This is a genomic window from Streptomyces sp. NPDC004629 (assembly GCF_042873595.1).
In the GTDB taxonomy this organism is placed as follows: domain Bacteria; phylum Actinomycetota; class Actinomycetes; order Streptomycetales; family Streptomycetaceae; genus Streptomyces.
The window spans coordinates 334,024-356,922 of sequence record NZ_JBIALO010000005.1 but is presented as its reverse complement, the minus strand read 5'-3'; the positions used below and the strand labels follow the sequence as shown (position 1 = coordinate 356,922).

Below are 22,899 nucleotides of genomic sequence, written 5' to 3'. Positions count from 1 at the left end.
GTCTAGAGGAGCTTGCGCAGCCGGAACAGGTCGAGCAGGTTCGCCTCCAGCTTCACCCGGCCCGAGCCCCAGGCCTTGGCGAAGTGCAGCTCGCCGTCGACCAGGGCCACCAGGTCCTCGCCGGCCATGGCGAGTCTGATCTGCGCCTTCGAGACCGGTGGCCCCTGGCGGGTCTCGTCGATCTTGATCCGGCCGCCGGTCATCCGGCCGGTGAAGGTGACGTCCAGGTCGGTGATGTGACAGCTCACCGAACGGTCCAGGGACGCGGCGTCACGGACATCGCCCTCGGCCGACTGCATGGTGTCCGAAAGTTTTTCGAGTGCGGCGCGGCACTCCTCGATCGTGGCCATCGCGACCGACGGTACCCCAGCGCTTCGGGGTAGCGTCTGGGCATGAGCGACACTGCGCCCGAGACCGGGCCCCGGGCGGACGCGACGGTTCCGGATCCGCGGCCCCCGGTCCGGACCGGGAACGAGACCCCGCACAAGATCCCGTACGAGACCCCGCACAAGATCCCGTACGAGACCCCGCACAAGACCTCGTACGAGACCCCGTACGGGCCAGAGGACGAGTACCGGCCCGAGGACGGGTCCGGGCCCGGGTACGAGCCAGCAGACGGGTACAGGCCCGGGTCCGGCACCGACGACGGCCCGGAGCCCGATCCGGCCGCCCCGGCACCGCTGAACGTCCCGCGCACCCCGACCGGCACCGCCGACGTCGACGCCGGGCTGGAGCGGCTGGCGGACGCCGACCACCTCGCCACGGACGGACACATCGAGGTGTACGAGGATGTACACAGGGGGCTGCGCGACGCGCTCACCGCGCTCGACGCCCGCCCGGGTCCGCCGGCGCCCCCGAGGCCGTACGAAGTCAGGAGCTGAACCGAACGTGGCAGGAGTCGCACGCCGCCGTCTCGATGCGGAACTGGTCCGCCGCAGGCTCGCGCGCTCGCGCGAGCACGCGAGCCAGCTGATCGCCGCCGGCCGCGTGTCGGTCGGCAAGACCGTCGCGACCAAGCCCGCCACCCAGGTCGAGACCGCCGCGGCGATCGTCGTCGCCGCCGACGACGGCGACCCGGAATATGTCTCCCGGGGCGGCCACAAGCTCGCCGGGGCACTTGCGGCCTTTGTGCCGCGAGGGCTCGTCGTCAAGGGCCGGCGGGCGCTGGACGCCGGCGCGTCCACCGGCGGCTTCACCGATGTCCTGCTGCGCGCGGGTGCCGCGCACGTCGTCGCCGTCGACGTCGGATACGGACAACTCGCCTGGTCCCTCCGCAACGATGAACGCGTCACCGTCAAGGACCGTACGAACGTACGCGAGTTGACGCTTGAAGCGATCGATGGGGAGCCTGTGGATCTTGTCGTGGGGGATCTGTCCTTCATTCCGCTCGGGCTGGTGCTGCCCGCCCTGAAGCGGTGTGCGACGCCGGACGCCGACCTGGTGATGATGGTCAAGCCGCAGTTCGAGGTGGGCAAGGAGCGGCTGGGCAGCGGGGGAGTCGTGCGCAGCCCGCAGCTGCGGGCCGAGACCGTGCGCGCAGTGGCCGCCAAGGCGTGGGAGCTGGGACTCGGGGCCCACGGGGTCACCGCAAGTCCGCTGCCCGGGCCGTCCGGCAATGTCGAGTACTTTCTCTGGCTGCGGGCCGGGGCACCGGAACTGGACCCGGCCGATGTTGACCGTGCAGTGGCGGAGGGGCCGCGTTGACACACAACCACGCTCGTACTGTTTTCCTGCTCGCCCACACCGGGCGCCCCGCGGCGATCCGCAGCGCCGAACTGGTGGTCAAGGGGCTGCTGCGGTCCGGCATCGGGGTACGCGTGCTGGAGCACGAGGCGGTCGATCTGCCGCTGCCGGAGGAGGTGGGGCTGGTCAAGGAGGCCACACCGCAGTGCCTCGACGGCTGCGAGCTGCTGATCGTCCTCGGCGGGGACGGGACGCTGCTGCGCGGGGCCGAGTTCGCGCGGGCCTCCGGAGTGCCGATGCTCGGCGTCAACCTCGGGCGGGTCGGCTTCCTCGCGGAGGCCGAGCGGGACGACCTCGACAAGGTCGTCGACCGGGTGGTGAGCAGGGCGTACGAGGTCGAGGAGCGGATGACCGTCGACGTCGTGGTGCTGCGCAACGGTGACATCGTGCACACGGACTGGGCGCTGAACGAGGCCGCCGTGCAGAAGATGTCGGCCGAGAAGCTGCTGGAGGTCGTGCTGGAGATCGACGGGCGGCCCGTGACCGGCTTCGGCTGCGACGGGATCGTGCTGTCGACGCCGACCGGGTCGACCGCGTACGCCTTCTCGGCCGGCGGGCCCGTGGTGTGGCCCGAGGTGGAGGCGCTGCTCATGGTGCCGATCTCCGCGCACGCACTGTTCGCGAAGCCGCTGGTGACCTCGCCGGATTCGGTGCTCGCGGTGGAGGTGCTGCCGCACATCCAGCCGGGGGTGCTGTGGTGCGACGGGCGGCGCACCATCGAACTGCCGCCCGGGGCGCGGGTCGAGGTGCGCCGGGGTGCGGTGCCGGTGCGGCTGGCGCGGTTGCACCACGCGTCGTTCACCGACCGGCTGGTGGCGAAGTTCGCGCTGCCGGTCTCCGGATGGCGGGGGGCCCCGCACTAGGCGCTCCACTGGGTGGGGCGGTGTCGCGTTGTTGTTTGTCTGCGGCGGCGTTGTGGCTGGTCGCGCAGTTCCCCGCGCCCCTTCGGGGCGCTTATCGGGCCCGGGGTGTGTGGGTGGTGGCGATGCGTAATCGTCATCTGCGCCTTCACACGATAGGGGCGGGGGCCGTCGCACTTCTTCGCTTGGACCTCGTATGGTCGTGTCCGTGTTGGAGGAGATGCGGATACGGTCGCTCGGAGTCATCGACGACGCCGTGGTCGAGCTGTCGCCCGGGTTCACCGCTGTCACCGGTGAGACGGGTGCCGGCAAGACCATGGTGGTCACCAGCCTGGGATTGCTGCTGGGCGGGCGCGCCGATCCGGCGCTCGTGCGGATCGGGGCCGAGAAGGCCGTGGTCGAGGGGCGGGTGACCGTCCCCGCGGACGCGTCCGCCGCCGTGCGCGCGGAGGAGGCCGGGGCCGAGCTGGACGACGGGGCGCTGCTCATCAGCCGTACCGTCTCCGCCGAGGGACGCTCGCGGGCCCACCTCGGCGGGCGCAGCGTACCCGTCGGGGTGCTGGCCGAGCTGGCCGACGAACTGGTCGCCGTGCACGGGCAGACCGACCAGCAGGGGCTGCTGAAGCTGTCCCGGCAGCGGCAGGCCCTGGACCGGTACGCGGGCGGCGCGGTCGCCGGGCCGCTCGCCAAGTACACGGAGGCGTACCGGAGGCTGCGGGCGGTCGCGACCGAACTGGAGGAGATCGTCACACGCGCGCGTGAGCGCGCCCAGGAAGCCGACATGCTGCGCTACGGGCTCGACGAGATCGCCGGCGTCGAGCCCCGGCCCGGCGAGGACGTGGAACTCGCGGAGGAGGCGGAACGGCTCGGGCACGCCGAGGCGCTGTCCTCGGCCGCGACCGCCGCGCACGCCGCTCTCGCGGGCAACCCCGAGGACCCCGAGGGCATCGACGCGTCCACCCTGGTCGCGGGCGCGCACCGCGCCCTGGAGGCGGTACGCTCCCACGACCCGGCGCTGGCCGCGCTCGCCGATCGGATCGGCGAGATCGGGATCCTGCTGGGTGACGTGGCGGGTGAGCTGGCCGGGTACGCCGACGACCTGGACGCCGATCCGCTGCGGCTCGCGGCCGTGGAGGAGCGCAGGGCCGCGCTGGGCGCCCTGACGCGCAAGTACGGCGACGACATCACCTCCGTGCTCGGCTGGGCCGAGCAGGGTGCCGCGCGGCTGACCGAACTCGACGGCGACGACGAGCGGATCGACGAGCTGACCGCGGAGCGGGACGCGCTGCGCAGCGAACTGGGCGGTCTCGCCCAGGCGTTGACGGACGCGCGCACGGAGGCCGCCGAACGGTTCGCGGCCGCAGTGACCGCCGAGCTGGCCTCGCTCGCCATGCCGCACGCGCGCGTCTCCTTCGCCATCCGGCAGACCGAGGACCCGGAAGGCGTCGAGGTAGGCGGGCGCGCGGTCGCCTACGGACCGTCGGGCGTGGACGAGGTGGAGCTGCTGCTCGCCCCGCACCCGGGCGCGCCGCCCCGGCCCATCGCCAAGGGGGCGTCCGGCGGTGAGCTGTCGCGGGTGATGCTCGCGGTGGAGGTCGTCTTCGCGGGCACGGACCCGGTGCCGACGTATCTGTTCGACGAGGTCGACGCCGGTGTCGGCGGCAAGGCGGCGGTGGAGATCGGGCGCCGGCTGGCCCGGCTCGCCAAGACGGCGCAGGTCGTGGTCGTCACCCACCTGCCGCAGGTGGCCGCCTTTGCCGACCGGCAGTTGCTCGTCGAGAAGACCAACGACGGCTCGGTGACCCGGTCCGGTGTGAAGGTGCTGGAGGGCGAGGACCGCATTCGCGAGCTGTCCCGGATGCTGGCCGGTCAGGAGGACTCCGAGACGGCGCGGGCGCACGCGGAGGAACTGCTGGCCGCGGCCCGGGCCGACGGATAGCGGCGGGGCGCCGGGGGCACACCGGTGATCACACGTGGCCGGTCGGCGGATCCCTCGTCCCTGCCGCCGCGGTCGTCGCGGACGCGGCCGTGCGGGACCGACGGCGCACGCCGTCGCCGTCCTGGCAGCGGCCGTGCACGAGGCCGGCATCACCACCTGGGCCCACGCCACCGGCCCCGGCCGGAGCCGGCCGGGTGACGGCAGCTGACGGGACGCTCCGAGCGACGGGGCGGTCCGAGTCGGCAGGATGGCCCGAGCCGGCAGGCCGGTCAGCACTGGCCGGTTCAGAACTGGCCGGTTCGCTCGGGCCGGGCCCGCTGGGCGCTCCGAGCCGGCCGGGCGGTCCGTCCTGCTGGGCGGTGCGAGGTGGGCGGGTGGGGGTTCGGTCGGGTCTTCGGAGGGTCGCTCGTGTGGGTGATGCGCTCCGGCGCACTGCTCCGGTGGTTCGCGCCCTACGCCTGCCCCGAATTCCCCCAACACCCGTCTGAGCTGGCATCCTTGGCAGGGAACGCGGTGCGCGCGGGAGGCGCGCGCGGAACACCCCCGCCACCCGATACCTTCTGTACGTTTCTTCGTACTCGCCCCACGCCGAATCAGGAGCCCCGGCCACGTGACCCCCGTGAGCAGTACCGCACCGCACGGACAGTCGCCGCTGCGCACCGTCCAAGTGCTGGGCGGGGGCAACGCCGGCAGCAGCGCGCATGTGCGTTCGCTGGCCGCGGGGCTGGTCGCGCGGGGCGTGCGGGTCACGGTGTGCGCCCCCGTCGAGGCCGATCGCGCCTACGACTTCAGCGGTGTCGGCGCCGACCACGTCCACGTCCCGCGCAGCAGCGACCCGGCGTCCGTGGCCGCGCTGCGCGCCGCCTGCACCGGCGCCGACCTGGTGCACGCCCACGGGCTGCACGCCTCCTTCCGCGCCGTGCTGGCGCTCAGCGGACGCCGCACCCCGTTCGTGGTCACCTGGCACGACCGGGTGCGGGCCGAGGGCGCCCGCGCGCATCTGCTGCGGCTGCTGGAGCGCCGGGTGGCACGGGCCGCCACCGTGGTGCTCGGCACCTCCTCGGACCTGGTGGACGTGGCCCGCAGGACCGGCGCCCGGGACGCCCGGCTCGCCGGGGTATCCCTGGCCCGGCCGAGCCGGCCCGCCGAGCCCGCAGAACCGGACCCGCCGTCCCCCAAGGTGCGGGCCGAACTCGGCGCCACCGGCCGCCCGTTGCTGGTCGCCGTCGGCTCCCTCGACCGGTACCGCGGATACGACGTGCTGCTGGACGCGGCGCGCGCCTGGCGCGGCCTCGACCCGGTGCCGCTGCTCGTCATCGCGGGCGAGGGCCCGCTGCGCGGCGAGTTGACGCGCCGCATCGAGGACGAGGAACTGCCGGTCCGGCTCATCGGCCGCAGCGAGGACGCCGACGGACTGCTCGCCGCCGCCGACATCGCGCTGCTGTGCAGCAGGTGGGAGTCCCGCCCGGTGCTCGCCCAGGAGGCACTGCACGCGCGGGTGCCGCTCGTCGCGACCGCCGTCGGCGGCATCCCCGACCTGGTCGGCGAGGCGGCCGAACTCGTCCCGTACGGCGACCCCGAGGCGCTCGCCGACGCCGTCGTCCGGCTGCTCGGCGACCCCGAACGCCGCGAGCGGCTCAAGGACAAGGGCGTACGACAGGCCGCCTGCTGGCCCACCGAGGACGAGACGGTCGCTCAGGTCCTCAGCGTCTACGACGAGTTGACCCAGCCCCAGCCGATGGCCTGAGCAGCCGTCAGGACACGTGCCGGCGTGCCCGCAGGGCCAGGCTCAGGGCCAGTACGGTCTGCGGGTCGTCCAGGTCGGTGCCCAGCAACTCCCCGATGCGGGCGAGCCGGTTGTACAGGGTCTGCCGGTTCAGATGCAGCTCGCGGGCGGTCTCGGCCTTGCGGCCCGCATGCGCCAGATAGGTCTCCAGCGTGGGCAGCAACGGCGGCTTGGACCGGCGGTCGTGGTCGCGCAGCGGGCCGATCGCCCGGTCCACGAAGGCCGCCAGGTCCGGGTGGCCGCGCAGCCGCCACAGCAGGAGGTCGATGTCCAGCCGGCGCGCGTCGTACCAGGGGCGGTCCGCGAGGCCCTGCGCCGCCGTCGCCGTCTCCGCCGCGTGCCGCAGCCCGGCCGACGCGGACGCCCAGCCGCCGGCCACCCCGACCACCACCACGGGCGGCCGGGCGCCGGGCCGGTGCAGGCCCGCCCGCTCCACCCCGGCCCGCAGCGCCACGGCGACCCGGTCCGCGACCGCCGGCCGCTCCGCCTCCGAGCGCAGCCCCAGCAGCAGCGGAACCCGGCCCTCGACCGGCCGCACGCCCAGCAGCACCGGCATGCCCAGCGCGGCCAGCTCCTCCGCGACCGCGCGGGCCAGGACGGCCCAGCCGCCGCCTGCGGACCCGCCGGTACGGGCGGTGCCTCCGCCCGGCGCCAGGGCCTCGCCGAGCCGCATCACGACCGGCAGCAGCGGGCTGCTGCCGGGCTTGAAGCCCAGCACCCGGGCCTGCGCGGGCGCGTCCTCGGCGGCGATGCGGCCCTCCGCGAGGTCGCTGAGGAAGTCGCCCCGGCCGCGCGCCGCCAGCTCCTCCTCCTGGCGTGCCTGCATCAGCACCACGGCCAGGATGCCCGCGGCCTGCTCGGCGGCCATGCGGTGCACGGGCGCGAGCGGGGCGCGGACCGGGAGCAGCACGAGCCGGGCGCGCACCGACCCCGGACCCGGGCCGCCCCCCGGCACATCCACCAGCACCGCACCGGCGGGCGGCGGGGCGTCCTGGTGCTGGCCGCGCAGCCCCTCCCACACCTGGAGCGGGTCCGCGCCCTCGGGCCCGGCCCCGGCCGCGTACAGCAGCCGGCCGTCCGCGGTCTCCAGGAAGACCGGGTTGCCGCTGAAGCCGGCCAGGATCTCCAGCACCTGCGGCACCCCGCCGCCGCCCAGCAGCGCCTCGGTGCAGCGCCGGTGCACCTCCTCCGCGCGCTGGAGCAGCGCGTAGTGGCCGTTGACGATCTCGGTGTGGATCTCCTCGGTGACCGCCACGAACGGCACCTCGCGGTGCAGCTGCACAAGCGGCAGCCCGGCGCCGCGGGCGCTGTCCACCAGGGCGGCGGGCAGCCGGGTGAACCGCGGGCCCAGCTCCACCACGAGGGCGGCGATGCCACGCTCGGCGAGGGTGCGTACGAACGCGCGCTGCTCGGCGGGGCGGGTGCCCAGGCCATAGCCCGTGGTGAGCAGCAGCTCGCCGCCCTTGAGCAGGGAGGCGATGTTGGGCACCTCGCCCGCGTGCACCCAGCGGACCGTACTCCCCAGCCGGTCGGCGCCCGCCAGGATCTCCGGGAGCCCGCTGCGCAGCCCGGGCAGTTCGAGCGCCCGCTGAACGGTGATCCCGGCGCCCTGCGTGTCGAATCCGCTGTCCGCTCTGCTGTCCGTACGGCTGTCCATGCAGCGGACGCTACCTGCGCGAACCCGTTCTGGACATCTTCGGTCCCGGCTACACCGGCCGGATGTTGGGGTTGAACCGGAACACGTTGTCCGGGTCGTAGCGGCGCTTGACCTTGGCCAGGCGCAGGGTGTTCCCGGCGCCCAGCCCCGCCCGCACCCGCTCGGGCCCCTCGTCGCCGATGAGGGTGAGGCAGACGGCCCCGGTCCGCCACGGCCCGACGTCGGCGCGGGCGCCGCGGACCCAGGCCGCGGCCCGCTCGTCGCCGGCCGGGTCCGCCCACATCGCGCAGGGGTGCACCAGCCAGGGCGCGCGCCGGTGGGCCACCGGGAGGTCGGCGGGTCCCGCGGCGCAGGCGCCGCCCCGCGCGACGAGCAGATACCGGCTGCCGGTCGCCGCAGGCATGCTCCGTGCGCGGGCGCAGAAGACGTCCACCAGGTCGTCGGGCAGATCCGTAAGGCACTCCGCCGACCAGTGGTGGCGCAACCCCGGCGGCACGGCGGGCGGATACGGGGCGGCGGCGTACGGCACCGGCCCGGCGAAGTCCGCCTCGTGGGGAAGCGCGAGCAGCGGCGCGGCGAGCCGGCGCAGCCCCGTCGGGCCGCCCGCGTACGTCAGCAGTGCCGCGCACACCGGCCGCCCGGCCAGGCGCTCCGGCAGGAAGGGCGCGGGTGTGCCGGTGGCGTACAGGACGGCGCCGCCCGCCTCGTCGGGGCCGGCGGCGATGACCTCGCGGTAGGCGCGCACCAGGTCCCGGCCGTGCTCCGGCCGGCCCACGACCAGGGCGAGGGAGAACTCGGGCAGGGCGTGCAGGCCCAGGGTGAGCGCGGTGGCGATGCCGAAGTTGCCGCCGCCGCCGTGCAGCGCCCAGAACAGCTCGGGGTTCTCGTCGGTGCTCGCCCGCACCCGCTCGGCGTCGGCCGTGACCAGCTCCACGCCGAGCAGGTCGTCGACGGCGGGCCCGAAGGCGCGGTCCAGCCGGCCGGTGCCGCCGCCCAGCACGAAGCCCGCGACGCCGATGCCGGGGGCGCACCCGCCGCTGCTCGCCAGCCCGTGCCGCCCGGCGGCCCGGTCCAGATCGCGCAGGGTGGCCCCGCCCTCGACACGCGCCGTCGCCGCCGCGGGGCGCACGGTCACCCCGCGCATGCGCCGCAGATCGACCACGAGCGCCCCATCGCCCAGGGCCGTGCCCGCCACCGCGTGCCCGCCGCCGCGCACCGCGATGTGCAGGTCCAGGTCCCGGCCGAAGCGCACGGCACGGACGACGTCCGCGGCGTCCGCGCATCGCGCGATCACCGCGGGCCGCCGGTCGACGGCGGCGTTGAACACGGCACGGGCCGCGTCGTAGCCGGCGTCGCCCGGGGCGAACACGTCACCGGCGAGATCCGTGCGCAGTGCGGCGAGGGCGGCGCCCGCCGTCGAGCGGAAACCCATGGCCGCCCCCTTCCCGAGCAGGGCAGGCTCCGCTTCCAGCCTAGGGCGGGCGCGTCGTCCGGTCGGGGTCAGCCGCCGTAGGCGCCCGAGGCCGTCAGGCGCAGGGCCGTGTCGATCAGCGGGACGTGGCTGAAGGCCTGCGGGAAGTTGCCGACCTGGCGCTTGCGGGTCGGGTCCCACTCCTCGGCGAGCAGACCGAGGTCGTTGCGCAGCGACAGCAGCTTCTCGAACAGCTTGCGTGCCTCGTCCACGCGTCCGATCATCGCGAGGTCGTCCGCCATCCAGAACGAGCAGGCGAGGAAGGCGCCCTCGTCGCCCGGGAGGCCGTCGACGCCCTTGTGCTCGCCCTCGGTGGGGTAGCGCAGGATGAAGCCGTCCGGAGTGGACAGCTCCCGCTGGATCGCCTCGATGGTGCCGATGACCCGCTTGTCGTCCGGCGGCAGGAAGCCCATCTGCGGGATCAGCAGCAGGGAGGCGTCCAGCTCCTTGGAGCCGTAGGACTGTGTGAAGGTGTTGCGTTCCTTGTCGTAGCCCCGCTCGCACACGTCCCGGTGGATGTCGTCGCGCAGTTCGCGCCAGCGCTCCAGCGGGCCGTCCGCGTCACCGGACTCGATCAGCTTGATGGTGCGGTCCACCGCGACCCAGGCCATCACCTTGGAGTGCACGAAGTGGCGGCGCGGGCCGCGCACCTCCCAGATGCCCTCGTCCGGCTCGTCCCAGTGGTCCTCCAGGTAGCGGATCAGCTTCAGCTGGAGCAGCGAGGCGTAGTCGTTGCGGGCCAGGCCCGTCATATGGGCCAGGTGCAGGGCCTCGGTGACCTCGCCGTACACGTCGAGCTGGAGCTGGTGTGCGGCGCCGTTGCCGACCCGGACCGGGGCGGACTTCTCGTAGCCGGGCAGCCAGTCCAGTTCCGCCTCGCCCAGCTCGCGCTCGCCCGCGATGCCGTACATGATCTGCAGGTTCTCCGGGTCGCCTGCCACCGCCCGCAGCAGCCACTCGCGCCAGGCGCGGGCCTCCTCGCGGTAGCCGGTGCGCAGCAGCGAGGACAGGGTGATCGCCGCGTCCCGCAGCCAGGTGTAGCGGTAGTCCCAGTTGCGCACGCCGCCGATGTCCTCGGGCAGCGACGTCGTGGGCGCGGCGACGACGCCGCCCGTCGGGGCGTACGTCAGGGCCTTCAACGTGATCAGGGAGCGGATCACCGCCTCCCGGTAGGGCCCGTGGTAGGTGCAGTGCTCGACCCACTCGCGCCAGAACTCCTCGGTCGCCGCCAGCGACTGCTCCGGCTCGGGCAGCCCGGGCGGTTCCCGGTGCGAGGGCTGCCAGGAGATGGTGAACGCGATCCGGTCGCCGGGGGCGACCGTGAAGTCGGCGTACGTCGTGAGCGACTTGCCGTAGGTCTCCGCGGCGGTGTCGAACCACACCGAGTCCGGTCCGGCGACCGCGACCGTGCGCCCCTCGTGCTTGTGCACCCAGGGCACGACCCTGCCGTAGGAGAAGCGCATCCGCAGGGCGGAGCGCATGGGCACCCGGCCGGTGACGCCCTCGACGATCCTGATCAGCTGCGGGGCGCCGTCACGCGGGGGCATGAAATCCGTCACACGGACGGTGCCGCGCGGGGTGTCCCACTCCGACTCCAGGATCAGCGAGTCGCCGCGGTAGGTGCGCCGGGCGGCCGTGGGCGGCTGGGCGTCGGCGGCGTGGGCGGGGCCGAGCCGCCAGAATCCGTGCTCCTCGGTGCCGAGCAGGCCGGCGAAGATGGCATGCGAGTCGAAGCGGGGCAGGCACAACCAGTCCACCGTGCCGTCCCGGCAGACCAGCGCCGCTGTCTGCATGTCTCCGATGAGTGCGTAATCTTCGATGCGCCCGGCCACGTGCAACTCCAGTCGAACGGCCACGTCACCCCGGAACGGGGTTGTCGCTAATTGCGGTCAAGGGGTGTTGTTATGCGTCGTTGAGCTTTGAAGCAAATCAGCCGCCCGGCCCTGAGGCAAAACGACAATCACAACTCAACGAACTGACGAGCTCTCGTTGTTCCGGTGGATACGGGCGGGGGTGTGCCGTGTTGCCGGCCGGGCTCGGCAGCGAGTGTCCGAGCAGGATACGACGCACGTAGATGATCTGCGTGCCGCTCCGGGCAACCTGTATGAGCCGAACGAGTGAGCAATGGGTGAGAACCGGGTAAGCGGTGCGTGCCCGTGTCGACGTGTGCGCGGAGCGTGGCCGGGAGTCATGTCCCCACGGCGCTGATACCCTGGTAGCCCGTGGACCGGTGGGCACCCCCGACGGAAATACGAAGATTACGAAGGCAAGGGGTCCCCCGAACCGCAGCGACGGCACCCCGGAAGTCTCCGGACCGGAGCCGCACCGCACCTCAGACCGCGACCACGGGAGCCCCCTCTTGGCCATGCCGCACGCTGCTTTCAGGACCAACACAGCCACGACGACCAAGCACATCTTCGTCACCGGGGGTGTCGCCTCCTCGCTCGGCAAGGGCCTCACCGCCTCCAGCCTCGGCATGCTGCTCAAGGCCCGGGGGCTGCGCGTCGTGATGCAGAAGCTCGACCCGTACCTGAACGTCGACCCGGGCACGATGAACCCCTTCCAGCACGGTGAGGTGTTCGTCACCAACGACGGCGCCGAGACCGACCTGGACATCGGACACTACGAGCGCTTCCTCGACCGCGACCTGGACGGCAGCGCCAATGTCACCACGGGCCAGGTCTACTCGACCGTGATCGCCAAGGAGCGCCGCGGCGAGTACCTGGGCGACACGGTGCAGGTCATCCCGCACATCACCAACGAGATCAAGCACCGCATCCGGCGCATGGCCACCGACGAGGTGGACGTCGTGATCACCGAGGTCGGCGGCACCGTCGGCGACATCGAGTCGCTGCCGTTCCTGGAGACCGTCCGCCAGGTACGGCACGAGGTGGGCCGGGACAACGTCTTCGTCGTACACATCTCGCTGCTCCCCTACATCGGACCCTCCGGTGAGCTGAAGACCAAGCCGACCCAGCACTCGGTCGCGGCCCTCCGGAACATCGGTATCCAGCCTGATGCCATTGTCCTGCGCTGTGACCGCGAGGTGCCCACCGCGATCAAGCGCAAGATCTCGCTGATGTGCGATGTCGACGAGGCCGCCGTGGTCGCCTGCCCCGACGCCCGCTCGATCTACGACATCCCGAAGGTCGTGCACACCGAGGGCCTGGACGCCTACGTCGTCCGCAAGCTGGACCTGCCCTTCCGTGACGTGGACTGGACGACCTGGGACGACCTGCTCGACCGCGTCCACAAGCCCGAGCACGAGGTCACCCTCGCCCTGGTCGGCAAGTACATCGACCTGCCCGACGCCTACCTGTCGGTCACCGAGGCGCTGCGCGCGGGCGGCTTCGCCAACCGGGCCCGGGTGAAGATCAAGTGGGTCACCTCGGACGACTGCAAGACCCCGGCCGGCGCGCAGGCCCAGCTCGCCGACGTCGACGGCATCTGCATCCCGGGCGGCTTCGGCGACCGCGGCGTGCTCGGCAAGGTCGGCGCGATCCGCTACGCCCGCGAGAACCGGATCCCGCTGCTCGGCCTGTGCCTGGGCCTGCAGTGCATCGTGATCGAGGCCGCGCGCAACCTGGCCGGCATCCCGGACGCCAACTCCACCGAGTTCGACTCCGCCACCGGACACCCGGTCATCTCCACCATGGCCGAACAGCTCGACATCGTCGCCGGCGACGGCGACATGGGCGGCACCATGCGGCTGGGCATGTACCCGGCGAAGCTGGCCGAGGGCTCGATCGTGCGCGAGGTCTACGACGGCAAGGAGTACGTCGAGGAGCGCCACCGCCACCGCTACGAGGTCAACAACGCCTACCGCGCGGAGCTGGAGAAGAAGGCGGGCATCGTGTTCTCCGGGACATCGCCGGACGGCAAGCTCGTCGAGTACGTCGAGTACCCGCGCGAAGTGCACCCTTACCTGGTCGCCACGCAGGCGCACCCGGAGCTGCGCTCGCGCCCGACCCGGCCGCACCCGCTGTTCGCCGGTCTCGTGCAGGCGGCGGTGCGGCGGAGCACGATTCCGAGCAACGGTGCGGAACGCGATTCCGAGTAACACACCGGCGGTACGGTGGCCGGGGTGCGCCTCGCACGGTGGGCGCCCCGGTTTCTCGTGTGCACGCGGAAGGACAGGGCATGACGATCAAGGACAGCCCGGAGGAGTGGGAGATCCGGGCGACCGAGACTCCCTTCGTGGGGAACAAGACCTCCGTCCGCACGGACGAGGTGGTCATGCCCGACGGCGCGGTGGTCCGCCGCGACTACCAGGTGCACCCCGGCTCGGTGGGCGTGCTCGCCCTCGACGAGGAGGACCGGGTCCTGCTGATCCGCCAGTACCGCCACCCGGTCCGGCAGAAGCTGTGGGAGATCCCGGCCGGACTGCTCGATGTGCCCGGTGAGAACCCGCTGCACGCGGCCCAGCGCGAGCTGTACGAGGAGGCGCACGTCAAGGCCGAGGACTGGCGCGTGCTGACCGACGTGTACACCACTCCGGGCGGCTGTGACGAGGCCGTACGGGTCTTCCTGGCCCGGAACCTGTCCGAGGCGGACGGCGAGCGCTTCGCCGTCGAGGACGAGGAGAGCGACCTGGAGTACGCGCGCGTGCCCGTCGACGAACTGGTGCGCGGCGTGCTGGCCGGGGAACTGCACAACAACTGCCTCGTGGTGGGCGTCCTTTCGCTGGTCGCCGCCCGGGCGGGCGACGGTCTCGACGCCCTGCGCCCGGCCGAGGCGCCCTGGCCCGCGCGCCCCTTCGCCTGCTGAGCCCGCCCGCCCCACCCCCGGTGTGACGATCGCCTGATCCGATCGAGCGACCCGCCCGCCGCGCTCCTCCCGGAACGTCGCAGAGCGTGAACTAGGCTCCTCGCGAATGAGCCGAAGACAAGGCGCGGCGCCCGGGCCGGAGTCCCGGCCGGCCGCGCGTGCGGTGGGACGGGAGTGTGGCCCGTGACGGACCAGGCGGTGGACACAGGCGGCGTGCAGCTGTCCGGACCCCCGACCGTGGAAGGCCAGTTCCTGGGCCGTACAAGGGAGTTGAAGGAACTGCGCGCCGACATCGAGCGCGCGGGGCTCGACACCATCGCCGGCCGCAAGGCCCCCCGCGCCCGGGTGCTCCTCGTCGCGGGCCGGCCCGGCTCGGGCCGCACCGCCCTCGCCGGTGAACTGGCCCGGCAGGTCGCCGACCGCTACCCCGACGGCGTGCTGCGCACCTCGCTCGGCGAGCCCGACGGCACCACCGTCCCGGTCGAGCACGCCGCCCGCGACCTGCTGACCGCCCTCGGACTGCCCACCCCGGCCGGAGCCGCCGAGGACGATCTGGCCGCCGATCTGCGCGACGCCCTGTCCGGGCGCCGGGTGCTGCTCCTGCTGGACGACGCGAGCGGCGCCGAGCAGGTCGACGCACTCCTTCCGGACAGCCCCGACTGCCTGGTCGTCGCCGTGTCCGAGGGCCCGCTGACCGGTATCGCGGACGTCCGCCCGTGCACCGTGGGCGGGCTGGACACCAAGTCGGCCCTGGAACTGCTGACCCGGTTCACCGGCTCGGTGCGCATCACCGTCGACCCGCGCGCCGCCGAAGACCTGGTCGAGGCGTGCCAGGCCCAGCCCGCCGCCCTCGCCCTGGCCGGCGGCTGGCTCGCCGCCCGCCCCAAGGCGGCCGTCGCCGACCTGGCCAAGCGCCTGAACGCGGAGAGTGACGAGCAGGGCCCGCTCGGCCGGGTGTTCCGGCTCGTCCACGAGACCCTGCCCGGGCCCGCCGCCCGGATACTGCGACTGCTCTGCCTGGCCCCGGCGGGCCTGGTCGACCCGCACACCGCCTCCGCCCTGGCCGGCTGCTCGGTGGGCGCCGCCCACACCACCCTGGACGACTTCGTCGGCCTCGGCCTGCTGCGGGTGGTGGCCTCCCCGCTGCCGCAGTACGAGGTCCCCGGCTGCCTCCACCCCCTGCTGCGCGCCCTCGCCGACGCCCAGGACCGGCCAGGCGAGCTGCAACTGGCCCGGGCCCGGATGCTGGAGCGGACCGTGCGCCTGCTCCACTCCTGCCGGGCGATCACCGAGACGGACAACCCCGAGATCCGCGCGAGGCTCCAGGGCCTGCCCCGCACCCTGCGCTTCCCGACGCCCCGGGCCGCCGCCGACTGGCTGCGCATCCGCCGGCCCGCGCTGCTGGCCGCCGCACGGCTCGCGGTCGCCGACGGGGAACTGGACACACTGGCCCGTCGGCTGATGTCCCAGCTGGTCAGGGCCATGGTGGCGCACTTCGGCACCCAGGCGGCCGCCGCCGATCTCTACGGCATCCACGGCCTCGTCCTCGATGTCGCCGAACGCCGCAACCTGCCCAGGGAGCGGGCCGCCGCGCTGCTGAACCTCGGCGACCTGGACGCCCGGACCGGCCGCACGGCCGAGGCGCTGGCGCGTTACCGGGCCGCGCTGGACGCCGGACGGCAGGCCGACGACCCGTATGCGACCGGCCGAGCGATGGAATCCGTAGGCGGTGCGCACCAGGAACTGGGGGACCACGACCGGGCCGCCGACTGGTTCGGGCGGGCCCTCGCCCAGCGCCTGGCCCGCGGCGAGCGTGCGGACGCCGCCCGGCTCTACGGCCGCATCGCCGCCGCCCACACCTACGCGGGCCGCTACGGCGAGGCGCTCAGGGGCTGGCGCGCGGCCGTCGCCGGCTACCGCAAGACGGGCGATGTCTCAGCGCAGGCACGGGCGTTGAGCGAACTGGCGCGGGTCCAGGAGTACGCCGGACGGCCCGCGGAGTCGCTGCGCACCTGCCAGGAGGCGGTGGAGTGGGCGCGCCGCGCCGAGGACGTGCGGCTGCAGGCAGCCCTCCAGCTGCGGCTCGCCGACACCCTGGAGCGCCTCGGCGACAGCGCCGCCGCCCGACTGCACCGCAGTGCCGCCGAGCGCATGCTGGGTGAGGAGGGGCGGGACCTCCAGGAGGGCCGCTTGAGCGGGTCAGACCCGGAACACGGCGCTAACACCTGCGAAATCCGCAGTACACCCGACGAAGATTGATGCAATGAAAGGCTAGACAGCCGGAACACCTTCATTAAACTGGCTCTGCCGCACCTTCTCCTGCGGTGTCTCCCGGTGTGCCCGCGCATGCCCGGAATATCTTGCAATGCCCCCACACCCTCTGAGCCAAGGACCGTGATCGACGTGAAGGTCGGCATCCCCCGCGAGGTCAAGAACAACGAGTTCCGGGTGGCCATCACCCCCGCCGGCGTGCATGAGCTGGTGCGCCACGGTCACCAGGTCGTCGTCGAGCGTGCCGCCGGCGTCGGCTCCTCGATCCCGGACGACGAGTACGTCGCCGCCGGTGCCGAGATCCTGGAGACGGCCGACGAGGTGTGGGCCGCCGCCGACCTGCTGCTCAAGGTCAAGGAGCCGGTCGTGGAGGAGTACCACCGGCTCCGCAAGGACCAGACCCTCTTCACCTACCTGCACCTGGCCGCCTCCAAGGAGTGCACCGACGCCCTGCTGGAGTCCGGCACCACGGCGATCGCGTACGAGACCGTCGAACTGCCCAACCGGGCCCTGCCGCTGCTCGCCCCGATGTCCGAGGTCGCGGGCCGGCTGGCCCCGCAGGTCGGCGCCTACCACCTGATGCGCGCGAGCGGCGGACGCGGGGTGCTGCCCGGCGGGGTGCCGGGTGTGCTGGCCGCCAAGGCCGTCGTCATCGGTGGCGGCGTCTCCGGCTGGAACGCCGCGCAGATCGCCATCGGCATGGGCTTCCAGGTGACCCTGCTCGACAAGGACATCAACAAGCTCAAGGAGGCCGACAAGGTCTTCGGTACGAAGGTCCAGACCGTCGTCTCCAACGCCTTCGAACTGGAGAAGGCATGCCTGGAGGCCGACCTCGTCATCGGCGCCGTCCTCGTCCCGGGCGCCAAGGCCCCGAAGCTGGTCACCAACGAGCTGGTCTCCCGGATGAAGGCGGGAAGTGTCCTTGTCGACATCGCGATCGACCAGGGCGGCTGCTTCGAGGACTCCCGCCCCACCACACACGCCGAGCCGACCTTCCCGGTCCACGACTCGGTCTTCTACTGCGTCGCCAACATGCCGGGCGCGGTGCCCAACACCTCCACCTACGCGCTGACCAACGCCACCCTGCCGTACATCGTGTCCCTCGCGAACAACGGCTGGGTCGAGGCGCTGCGCCGCGACCCCGCGCTGGCCAAGGGCCTCAACACCCATGACGGCAAGGTGGTTTACCGAGAGGTCGCCGAGGCGCACGGCCTGGAGCACGTGGCGCTGGAGAGCCTGCTCGGCTAAGTCACCATTGCGTAAAGGCGATACGTCAACTTGCCGCGTCAATCGCACGCATCCGGCCGGACCTTGTCCCGCAAGGTCCGGCCGGATGTGTGTATGGTCACTTTGCGGCTCTCGGTCAACTCGCCTCGAACGTAACCCTTCGACCGATTCGTACACCGGTGAAACCTGCTGTGCGACGGCCGTACGCCCTTGACAGAGGGATGTTCCATTGCCGACACATCCTGCCGGGTCCGGCGGATTGTGTTGCTGCGGACCGCCGACACGCCATAGAGTCGCCAACCGTCGGCATGGTGCCACGCTGACCTGTCTAGAAGTTCCCTGGTCACCAAGGAGGTAAGACGACTTGTGAATGAGTCGACATTTTCTCCCGGGGGTGGTCAACCAGGAATGCCGGTACGGGACCAGGGTCCCGCGGGGTTCGAGGCTGTCGGCTCCGTAGCTGTGCGCACCTTCGCAGCCCACCAGAGTCACCCGAATCCCGGGGTGACTCAGCCAGCACACCCGAGCATGGATGGCCATCACGTGAACGCCATGGCCGGCGACGGAAGTGGCGCGCCCCACAACCACTTCGCCGACTACGACGAACTGCCCGAGGGGCATTTCTACGACCCTGACGCCGAGTACGAGCCCGACCCCGAGTACGCGGCCACGCTCGCGCCCGACGCCGCCCGCCAGCGTCGCGAGCGCATCGGCCCGACCGGGCGCCCGCTGCCGTACTTCCCGATCCCGGGCCCGCTGACCGACCACGGACCCGCGAAGATCATCGCGATGTGCAACCAGAAGGGCGGCGTCGGCAAGACCACGTCGACCATCAACCTGGGTGCCGCGCTCGCGGAGTACGGCCGGCGCGTACTGCTCGTGGACTTCGACCCGCAGGGCGCGCTGTCGGTCGGACTCGGCGTCAACCCGATGGAGCTCGACCTCACCGTCTACAACCTGCTCATGGAGCGGGGCATGTCCGCGGACGAGGTCCTGCTGAAGACCGCGGTCCCCAACATGGACCTGCTCCCGAGCAACATCGACCTGTCCGCCGCCGAGGTCCAGCTGGTCTCCGAGGTCGCCCGCGAGTCGACGCTCCAGCGCGCCCTGAAGCCGCTGCTGCCCGACTACGACTACATCGTGATCGACTGCCAGCCCTCGCTCGGCCTGCTCACCGTCAACGCCCTGACGGCCGCGCACAAGGTCATCGTGCCGCTGGAGTGCGAGTTCTTCGCCCTGCGCGGGGTGGCGCTGCTCACCGAGACCATCGAGAAGGTCCAGGAGCGGCTCAACCCGGAGCTGGAACTCGACGGGATCCTCGCCACGATGTACGACTCGCGCACGGTGCACAGCCGTGAGGTGCTCGCGCGTGTCGTCGAGGCGTTCGACGACCACGTCTACCACACGGTCATCGGCCGCACGGTCCGCTTCCCGGAGACCACGGTCGCCGGTGAGCCCATCACCACCTACGCCTCCAACTCCGTCGGTGCCGCCGCCTACCGCCAACTCGCCAGGGAGGTGCTCGCCCGGTGTCACGCCGAGTGAGTCTGCCCGGAGCCGACGAACTGTTCCGTACGACAGGGGGGATGGCGCTCCAGGCGTCCACTCCCCGGCGCCAGGCCAACGGCGAGGCCCGGGTGCCGGCCCCCGCGGGGGAGAGTGACCCGGCCGCCGCCGAGGACGCGCCGCAGTCCGTGCCCGCGCAGGGCGGCGACGGCGACGGCGCGGAGCATGTGGCGGCGGAGGCGGAGCCCGCCGACACCGGCGAGTCCCGCAGCCGCTCCGCCGCGGAGCGCTCCGCGCGGCGTCAGGGGGTGCAGGAAGGTTCTTCTGCCGCCTCCGCCTCTGCCGCTTCTGCCGCCGGCCAGCAGCCGCGCAAGCGGGGACGTGCCGCGGCACGGCGGCCCAGTGGGCGCGAGCGGCACGACGAGAAGATCACCGTGTATGTGTCCGCGGAGGAACTGATGGACCTGGAGCATGCGCGCCTGGTCCTGCGGGGTGAGCACGGGCTGGCCGTCGACCGCGGGCGCATCGTGCGGGAGGCGGTCGCCGTGGTGCTGGCCGATCTGGAGTCCCGGGGGGACGCGAGCATTCTGGTACGTCGGTTGCGGGGGCGCTGAGCGCTCGGCTTGGGCCGTTATGCGTTGTGGTTCGGCTGCGGGTTCGTTGTGGCTTGTCGCGCCCGCGCGGCGGAGCCGCATATCGATACAGCCCCGCGCCCCTATGGGGCGCGTCGTCAGAGCCGTTGGAGGTAGCCTGCGGGGGTCATGGCCTCTAATGAGTCTTTTGCCCGCGGTGTATCCGCCGGCCGTAGGCGTGCGCTGGGGCGGGGGCCGGGTGCCGGGCCGCCGCAGGCCGACGCGGTCGATGCCGCCGAACCGGAGGCCGCGGATCCCGAGCCGGAGGCCGTCGCCGCCGGGGCGGAGGTCGCCGAACCGGAGGCGGAGGCTGCCGAGTCCGAGCCGGAGGCGGAGGCTGCCGAGTCCGAGCCGGAGGCGGAGGTTGCCGGGTCTGAGTTGGGGGCGGAGGTTGCTGCGGCTGGTGTCGGGGAAGGCGGGGACGAGTCCGGTGATGGGGTCTTCACCGTGCGGCTCGCCAACTTTGAGGGGCCCTTTGACCTGTTGCTTCAGCTGATCTCGAAGCACAAGCTCGACGTCACCGAGGTGGCGCTCTCCAAGGTCACCGACGAGTTCATGGCGCACATCCGGGCGATGGGGCCGGACTGGGACCTGGATCAGACGACCGAGTTCCTGGTCGTGGCCGCCACCCTGCTCGACCTGAAGGCGGCCCGGCTGCTGCCCGCCGCCGAGGTCGAGGACGAGGCGGACCTCGCCCTGCTGGAGGCCCGCGACCTGCTGTTCGCCCGGCTGCTCCAGTACCGCGCGTACAAACAGATCGCCGACATCTTCAACCGCCGGCTCGACGAGGAGGCCCGGCGTTACCCCCGTACCGTGGGCCTCGAACCGCACCACGCCGACCTGCTGCCCGAGGTCGTCATCAGCATCGGCCCCGAGGGCTTCGCCCGGCTCGCCGTCAAGGCGATGCAGCCCAAGCCGAAGCCCCAGGTGTACGTCGACCACATCCACGCGCCGCTCGTCAGCGTGCGCGAGCAGGCGGGCATCGTGGTCGCCCGGCTCAGGGAACTGGGCGAGGCCAGCTTCCGGGCCCTCGTCGAGGACACCGAGGACACCCTGACCGTGGTCGCCCGCTTCCTCGCCCTGCTGGAGCTGTACCGCGAGAAGGCCGTGGCCCTCGACCAGGAGACCGCCCTCGGCGAGCTGATGGTGCGCTGGACCGGCGGCGACGGTGACGAGACACCGACCGTGACGGACGAGTTCGACCGGCCGCCCGAGGAGCCCAAGGAGGAGAAGAAGGCGTGAGCGAGGACATCAGCGGGCTCCCGGCGGGCGCGCCCACCGTCGCGGACCTCGACCTCAGGCCCGCCCTGGAGGCGGTGCTCATGGTCGTGGACGAGCCCGCGACCGAGGAGCACCTCGCCAAGATCCTGCAACGGCCCAGGCGGCAGATCGGGGACGCGCTGCGGGCGCTGGCCGACGAGTACACCGTGCAGGGCCGCGGCTTCGAACTGCGGCTCGTGGCCGGGGGCTGGCGCTTCTACACCCGCCCCGAGTACGCCGCCGCCGTCGAGGGCTTCGTCCTGGACGGCCAGCAGGCCCGGCTCACCCAGGCCGCGCTGGAGACCCTGGCCGTGGTCGCCTACCGCCAGCCCGTCAGCCGCAGCCGCGTCTCGGCCGTACGCGGGGTCAACTGCGACGGTGTGATGCGCACCCTCCTGCAGCGCGGACTGGTCGAGGAGGCGGGCGCGGAACCCGAAACAGGTGCGATCCTGTACAGGACGACGAACTACTTCCTGGAGCGGATGGGCCTGCGCGGCCTGGACGAGCTCCCGGAACTCGCGCCCTTCCTCCCCGAGGCGGAGGCGATCGAGGCCGAGACCCAGGAGGGCGTGCCGTCGTTCGACCCGGACGCACCCGACGCGCCCGGCGGTCAGGACGCAGACGACTAAGACGGAATTTTGATGCGAAGCAGCGGCAGCGGCAGGAACGGCGGGCGCGGCAACCACCGCGGTGCCGGCAACAACAGGGACGAGCGGCAGGGGCAGGGCCGTCCCCGCAAGCCCCGCCCCGAGGAGCGCCGCTACGACGTCGGCCCCGGCGCGACCAAGGAAGGCCCCCGGTCCGGACGCGGGGGCGCCGCGCGCGGTGGCGCCAAGGGCGGGCCCAAGCAGGGCCAGCAGCGCGGCGGGCGTACGGACCCGGGGCGCTCCCGGGAGTACGACGCACGCGCGGAGGAGCGCAACCGCGAGCGGTACACGGACAAGGCAGACGTCAGGCTGCCCAAGACCTTCCCGGGCGCCGAGCAGGAGGGCGAGCGGCTTCAGAAGGTCCTCGCGCGCGCGGGCTACGGCTCCCGCCGGGCCTGCGAGGAGCTGATCGACCAGGCCCGCGTCGAGGTCAACGGGGAGATCGTCACCGAGCAGGGCAAGCGCGTCGACCCGGAGAAGGACGAGGTCAAGGTCGACGGGCTGACCGTCGCGACGCAGTCGTACCAGTTCTTCTCGCTCAACAAGCCCGCCGGTGTCGTGTCCACCATGGAGGACCCCGACGGCCGTCAGTGCCTCGGCGACTACGTCACCAACCGGGAGACCAGGCTCTTCCACGTCGGCCGGCTCGACACGGAGACCGAGGGCGTCATCCTGCTCACCAACCACGGCGAGCTGGCGCACCGGCTGACCCACCCCAGGTACGGCGTGAAGAAGACCTACCTCGCCGCGATCGTCGGCCCCATCCCGCGCGACCTGGGCAAGCGGCTCAAGGACGGCATCCAGTTGGAGGACGGGTACGCGCGCGCGGACCACTTCCGGGTGGTCGAGCAGACCGGCAAGAACTACCTGGTCGAGGTGACCCTGCACGAGGGCCGCAAGCACATCGTGCGCCGCATGCTCGCCGAGGCCGGCTTCCCGGTGGAGAAGCTGGTGCGCACCGCCTTCGGACCCATCACCCTCGGCGACCAGAAGTCGGGCTGGCTGCGCCGCCTGTCGAACACCGAGGTCGGGATGCTGATGAAGGAAGTCGACCTCTGAGGGCCTGAGCATCCGGGGATCTGACGGCTTGTGCGCCGGCCACCCCTCTCTTTATAGTCGTCGTGACCATTAAA

General features: G+C 72.6%; 18 protein-coding genes. 14 read left to right on the top strand and 4 right to left on the bottom strand.

The window, feature by feature from the left end:
* Positions 1–2: 2 nt before the first annotated feature.
* Positions 3–350 carry an SCP2 sterol-binding domain-containing protein gene (locus tag ACFYTE_RS10465; RefSeq protein ID WP_388707556.1) on the bottom strand — a complete coding sequence of 116 codons (348 nt, stop codon included), beginning with the start codon at positions 348–350 and terminating at the stop codon, positions 3–5.
* Positions 351–512: 162 nt separating this feature from the next.
* On the opposite strand from ACFYTE_RS10465, the gene ACFYTE_RS10460 reads away from it, so the two are divergent.
* The 5 genes from ACFYTE_RS10460 (at position 513) to ACFYTE_RS10440 (ending at position 6,289) form a co-directional block, all read left to right on the top strand.
* Positions 513–881, top strand: a complete 369-nt coding sequence (locus ACFYTE_RS10460; protein ID WP_388707615.1) for a hypothetical protein — start codon at positions 513–515, stop codon at positions 879–881.
* Positions 882–888: 7 nt separating this feature from the next.
* Complete coding sequence (locus tag ACFYTE_RS10455; protein WP_388707555.1) at positions 889–1,704, top strand: TlyA family RNA methyltransferase; 816 nt, start codon at positions 889–891, stop codon at positions 1,702–1,704.
* Positions 1,701–2,606, top strand: a complete 906-nt coding sequence (locus tag ACFYTE_RS10450) for an NAD kinase (protein ID WP_388707552.1) — start codon at positions 1,701–1,703, stop codon at positions 2,604–2,606. Before ACFYTE_RS10455 ends, ACFYTE_RS10450 begins: the two co-directional genes overlap by 4 nt.
* 193 nt (positions 2,607–2,799) lie before the next feature.
* On the top strand, positions 2,800–4,542 hold the full coding sequence (recN, locus tag ACFYTE_RS10445) for a DNA repair protein RecN (RefSeq protein WP_388707550.1): 1,743 nt from the start codon (positions 2,800–2,802) through the stop codon (positions 4,540–4,542).
* A gap of 610 nt (positions 4,543–5,152) precedes the next feature.
* Positions 5,153–6,289, top strand: a complete 1,137-nt coding sequence (locus ACFYTE_RS10440; protein WP_388707547.1) for a glycosyltransferase family 4 protein — start codon at positions 5,153–5,155, stop codon at positions 6,287–6,289.
* A gap of 7 nt (positions 6,290–6,296) precedes the next feature.
* On the opposite strand, the gene ACFYTE_RS10435 is transcribed toward ACFYTE_RS10440, so the two are convergent.
* The 3 genes from ACFYTE_RS10435 to ACFYTE_RS10425 all read right to left on the bottom strand — a co-directional run bounded on the left by ACFYTE_RS10435 (position 6,297) and on the right by ACFYTE_RS10425 (position 11,312).
* On the bottom strand, positions 6,297–7,985 hold the full coding sequence (locus ACFYTE_RS10435; RefSeq protein ID WP_388707545.1) for a PucR family transcriptional regulator: 1,689 nt from the start codon (positions 7,983–7,985) through the stop codon (positions 6,297–6,299).
* Positions 7,986–8,034: 49 nt separating this feature from the next.
* Positions 8,035–9,417 carry an FAD-binding oxidoreductase gene (locus tag ACFYTE_RS10430; protein WP_388707543.1) on the bottom strand — a complete coding sequence of 461 codons (1,383 nt, stop codon included), beginning with the start codon at positions 9,415–9,417 and terminating at the stop codon, positions 8,035–8,037.
* A 68-nt stretch (positions 9,418–9,485) separates the two neighbouring features.
* Complete coding sequence (locus ACFYTE_RS10425) at positions 9,486–11,312, bottom strand: glycoside hydrolase family 15 protein (RefSeq protein WP_388707540.1); 1,827 nt, start codon at positions 11,310–11,312, stop codon at positions 9,486–9,488.
* A 509-nt stretch (positions 11,313–11,821) separates the two neighbouring features.
* Here ACFYTE_RS10425 and ACFYTE_RS10420 point away from each other — a divergent pair.
* The 9 genes from ACFYTE_RS10420 (at position 11,822) to ACFYTE_RS10380 (ending at position 22,825) form a co-directional block, all read left to right on the top strand.
* Positions 11,822–13,516 carry a CTP synthase gene (locus ACFYTE_RS10420; protein ID WP_388707538.1) on the top strand — a complete coding sequence of 565 codons (1,695 nt, stop codon included), beginning with the start codon at positions 11,822–11,824 and terminating at the stop codon, positions 13,514–13,516.
* Between the two features lie 80 nt (positions 13,517–13,596).
* On the top strand, positions 13,597–14,223 hold the full coding sequence (locus ACFYTE_RS10415) for an NUDIX domain-containing protein (protein ID WP_388707535.1): 627 nt from the start codon (positions 13,597–13,599) through the stop codon (positions 14,221–14,223).
* A 183-nt stretch (positions 14,224–14,406) separates the two neighbouring features.
* On the top strand, positions 14,407–16,482 hold the full coding sequence (locus ACFYTE_RS10410) for a tetratricopeptide repeat protein (protein ID WP_388707532.1): 2,076 nt from the start codon (positions 14,407–14,409) through the stop codon (positions 16,480–16,482).
* Between the two features lie 135 nt (positions 16,483–16,617).
* Complete coding sequence (ald, locus tag ACFYTE_RS10405) at positions 16,618–17,742, top strand: alanine dehydrogenase (RefSeq protein ID WP_388707530.1); 1,125 nt, start codon at positions 16,618–16,620, stop codon at positions 17,740–17,742.
* 387 nt (positions 17,743–18,129) lie between these two features.
* Positions 18,130–19,266 carry a ParA family protein gene (locus ACFYTE_RS10400; protein WP_388707528.1) on the top strand — a complete coding sequence of 379 codons (1,137 nt, stop codon included), beginning with the start codon at positions 18,130–18,132 and terminating at the stop codon, positions 19,264–19,266.
* Entirely contained in the window at positions 19,251–19,841 is a 591-nt protein-coding gene (locus ACFYTE_RS10395; protein ID WP_388707527.1) for a hypothetical protein, read from the top strand. The genes ACFYTE_RS10400 and ACFYTE_RS10395 overlap by 16 nt, the downstream gene beginning before the upstream one ends.
* 147 nt (positions 19,842–19,988) lie before the next feature.
* The gene (locus tag ACFYTE_RS10390) at positions 19,989–21,101 is read left to right on the top strand and encodes a segregation and condensation protein A (protein ID WP_388707524.1); all 1,113 of its coding nucleotides are present in this window, start codon (positions 19,989–19,991) and stop codon (positions 21,099–21,101) included.
* Positions 21,098–21,748 carry an SMC-Scp complex subunit ScpB gene (gene scpB / locus ACFYTE_RS10385; RefSeq protein ID WP_388707522.1) on the top strand — a complete coding sequence of 217 codons (651 nt, stop codon included), beginning with the start codon at positions 21,098–21,100 and terminating at the stop codon, positions 21,746–21,748. The genes ACFYTE_RS10390 and scpB overlap by 4 nt, the downstream gene beginning before the upstream one ends.
* 12 nt (positions 21,749–21,760) lie before the next feature.
* Positions 21,761–22,825 carry a pseudouridine synthase gene (locus ACFYTE_RS10380; RefSeq protein ID WP_388707519.1) on the top strand — a complete coding sequence of 355 codons (1,065 nt, stop codon included), beginning with the start codon at positions 21,761–21,763 and terminating at the stop codon, positions 22,823–22,825.
* Positions 22,826–22,899: the final 74 nt, after the last annotated feature.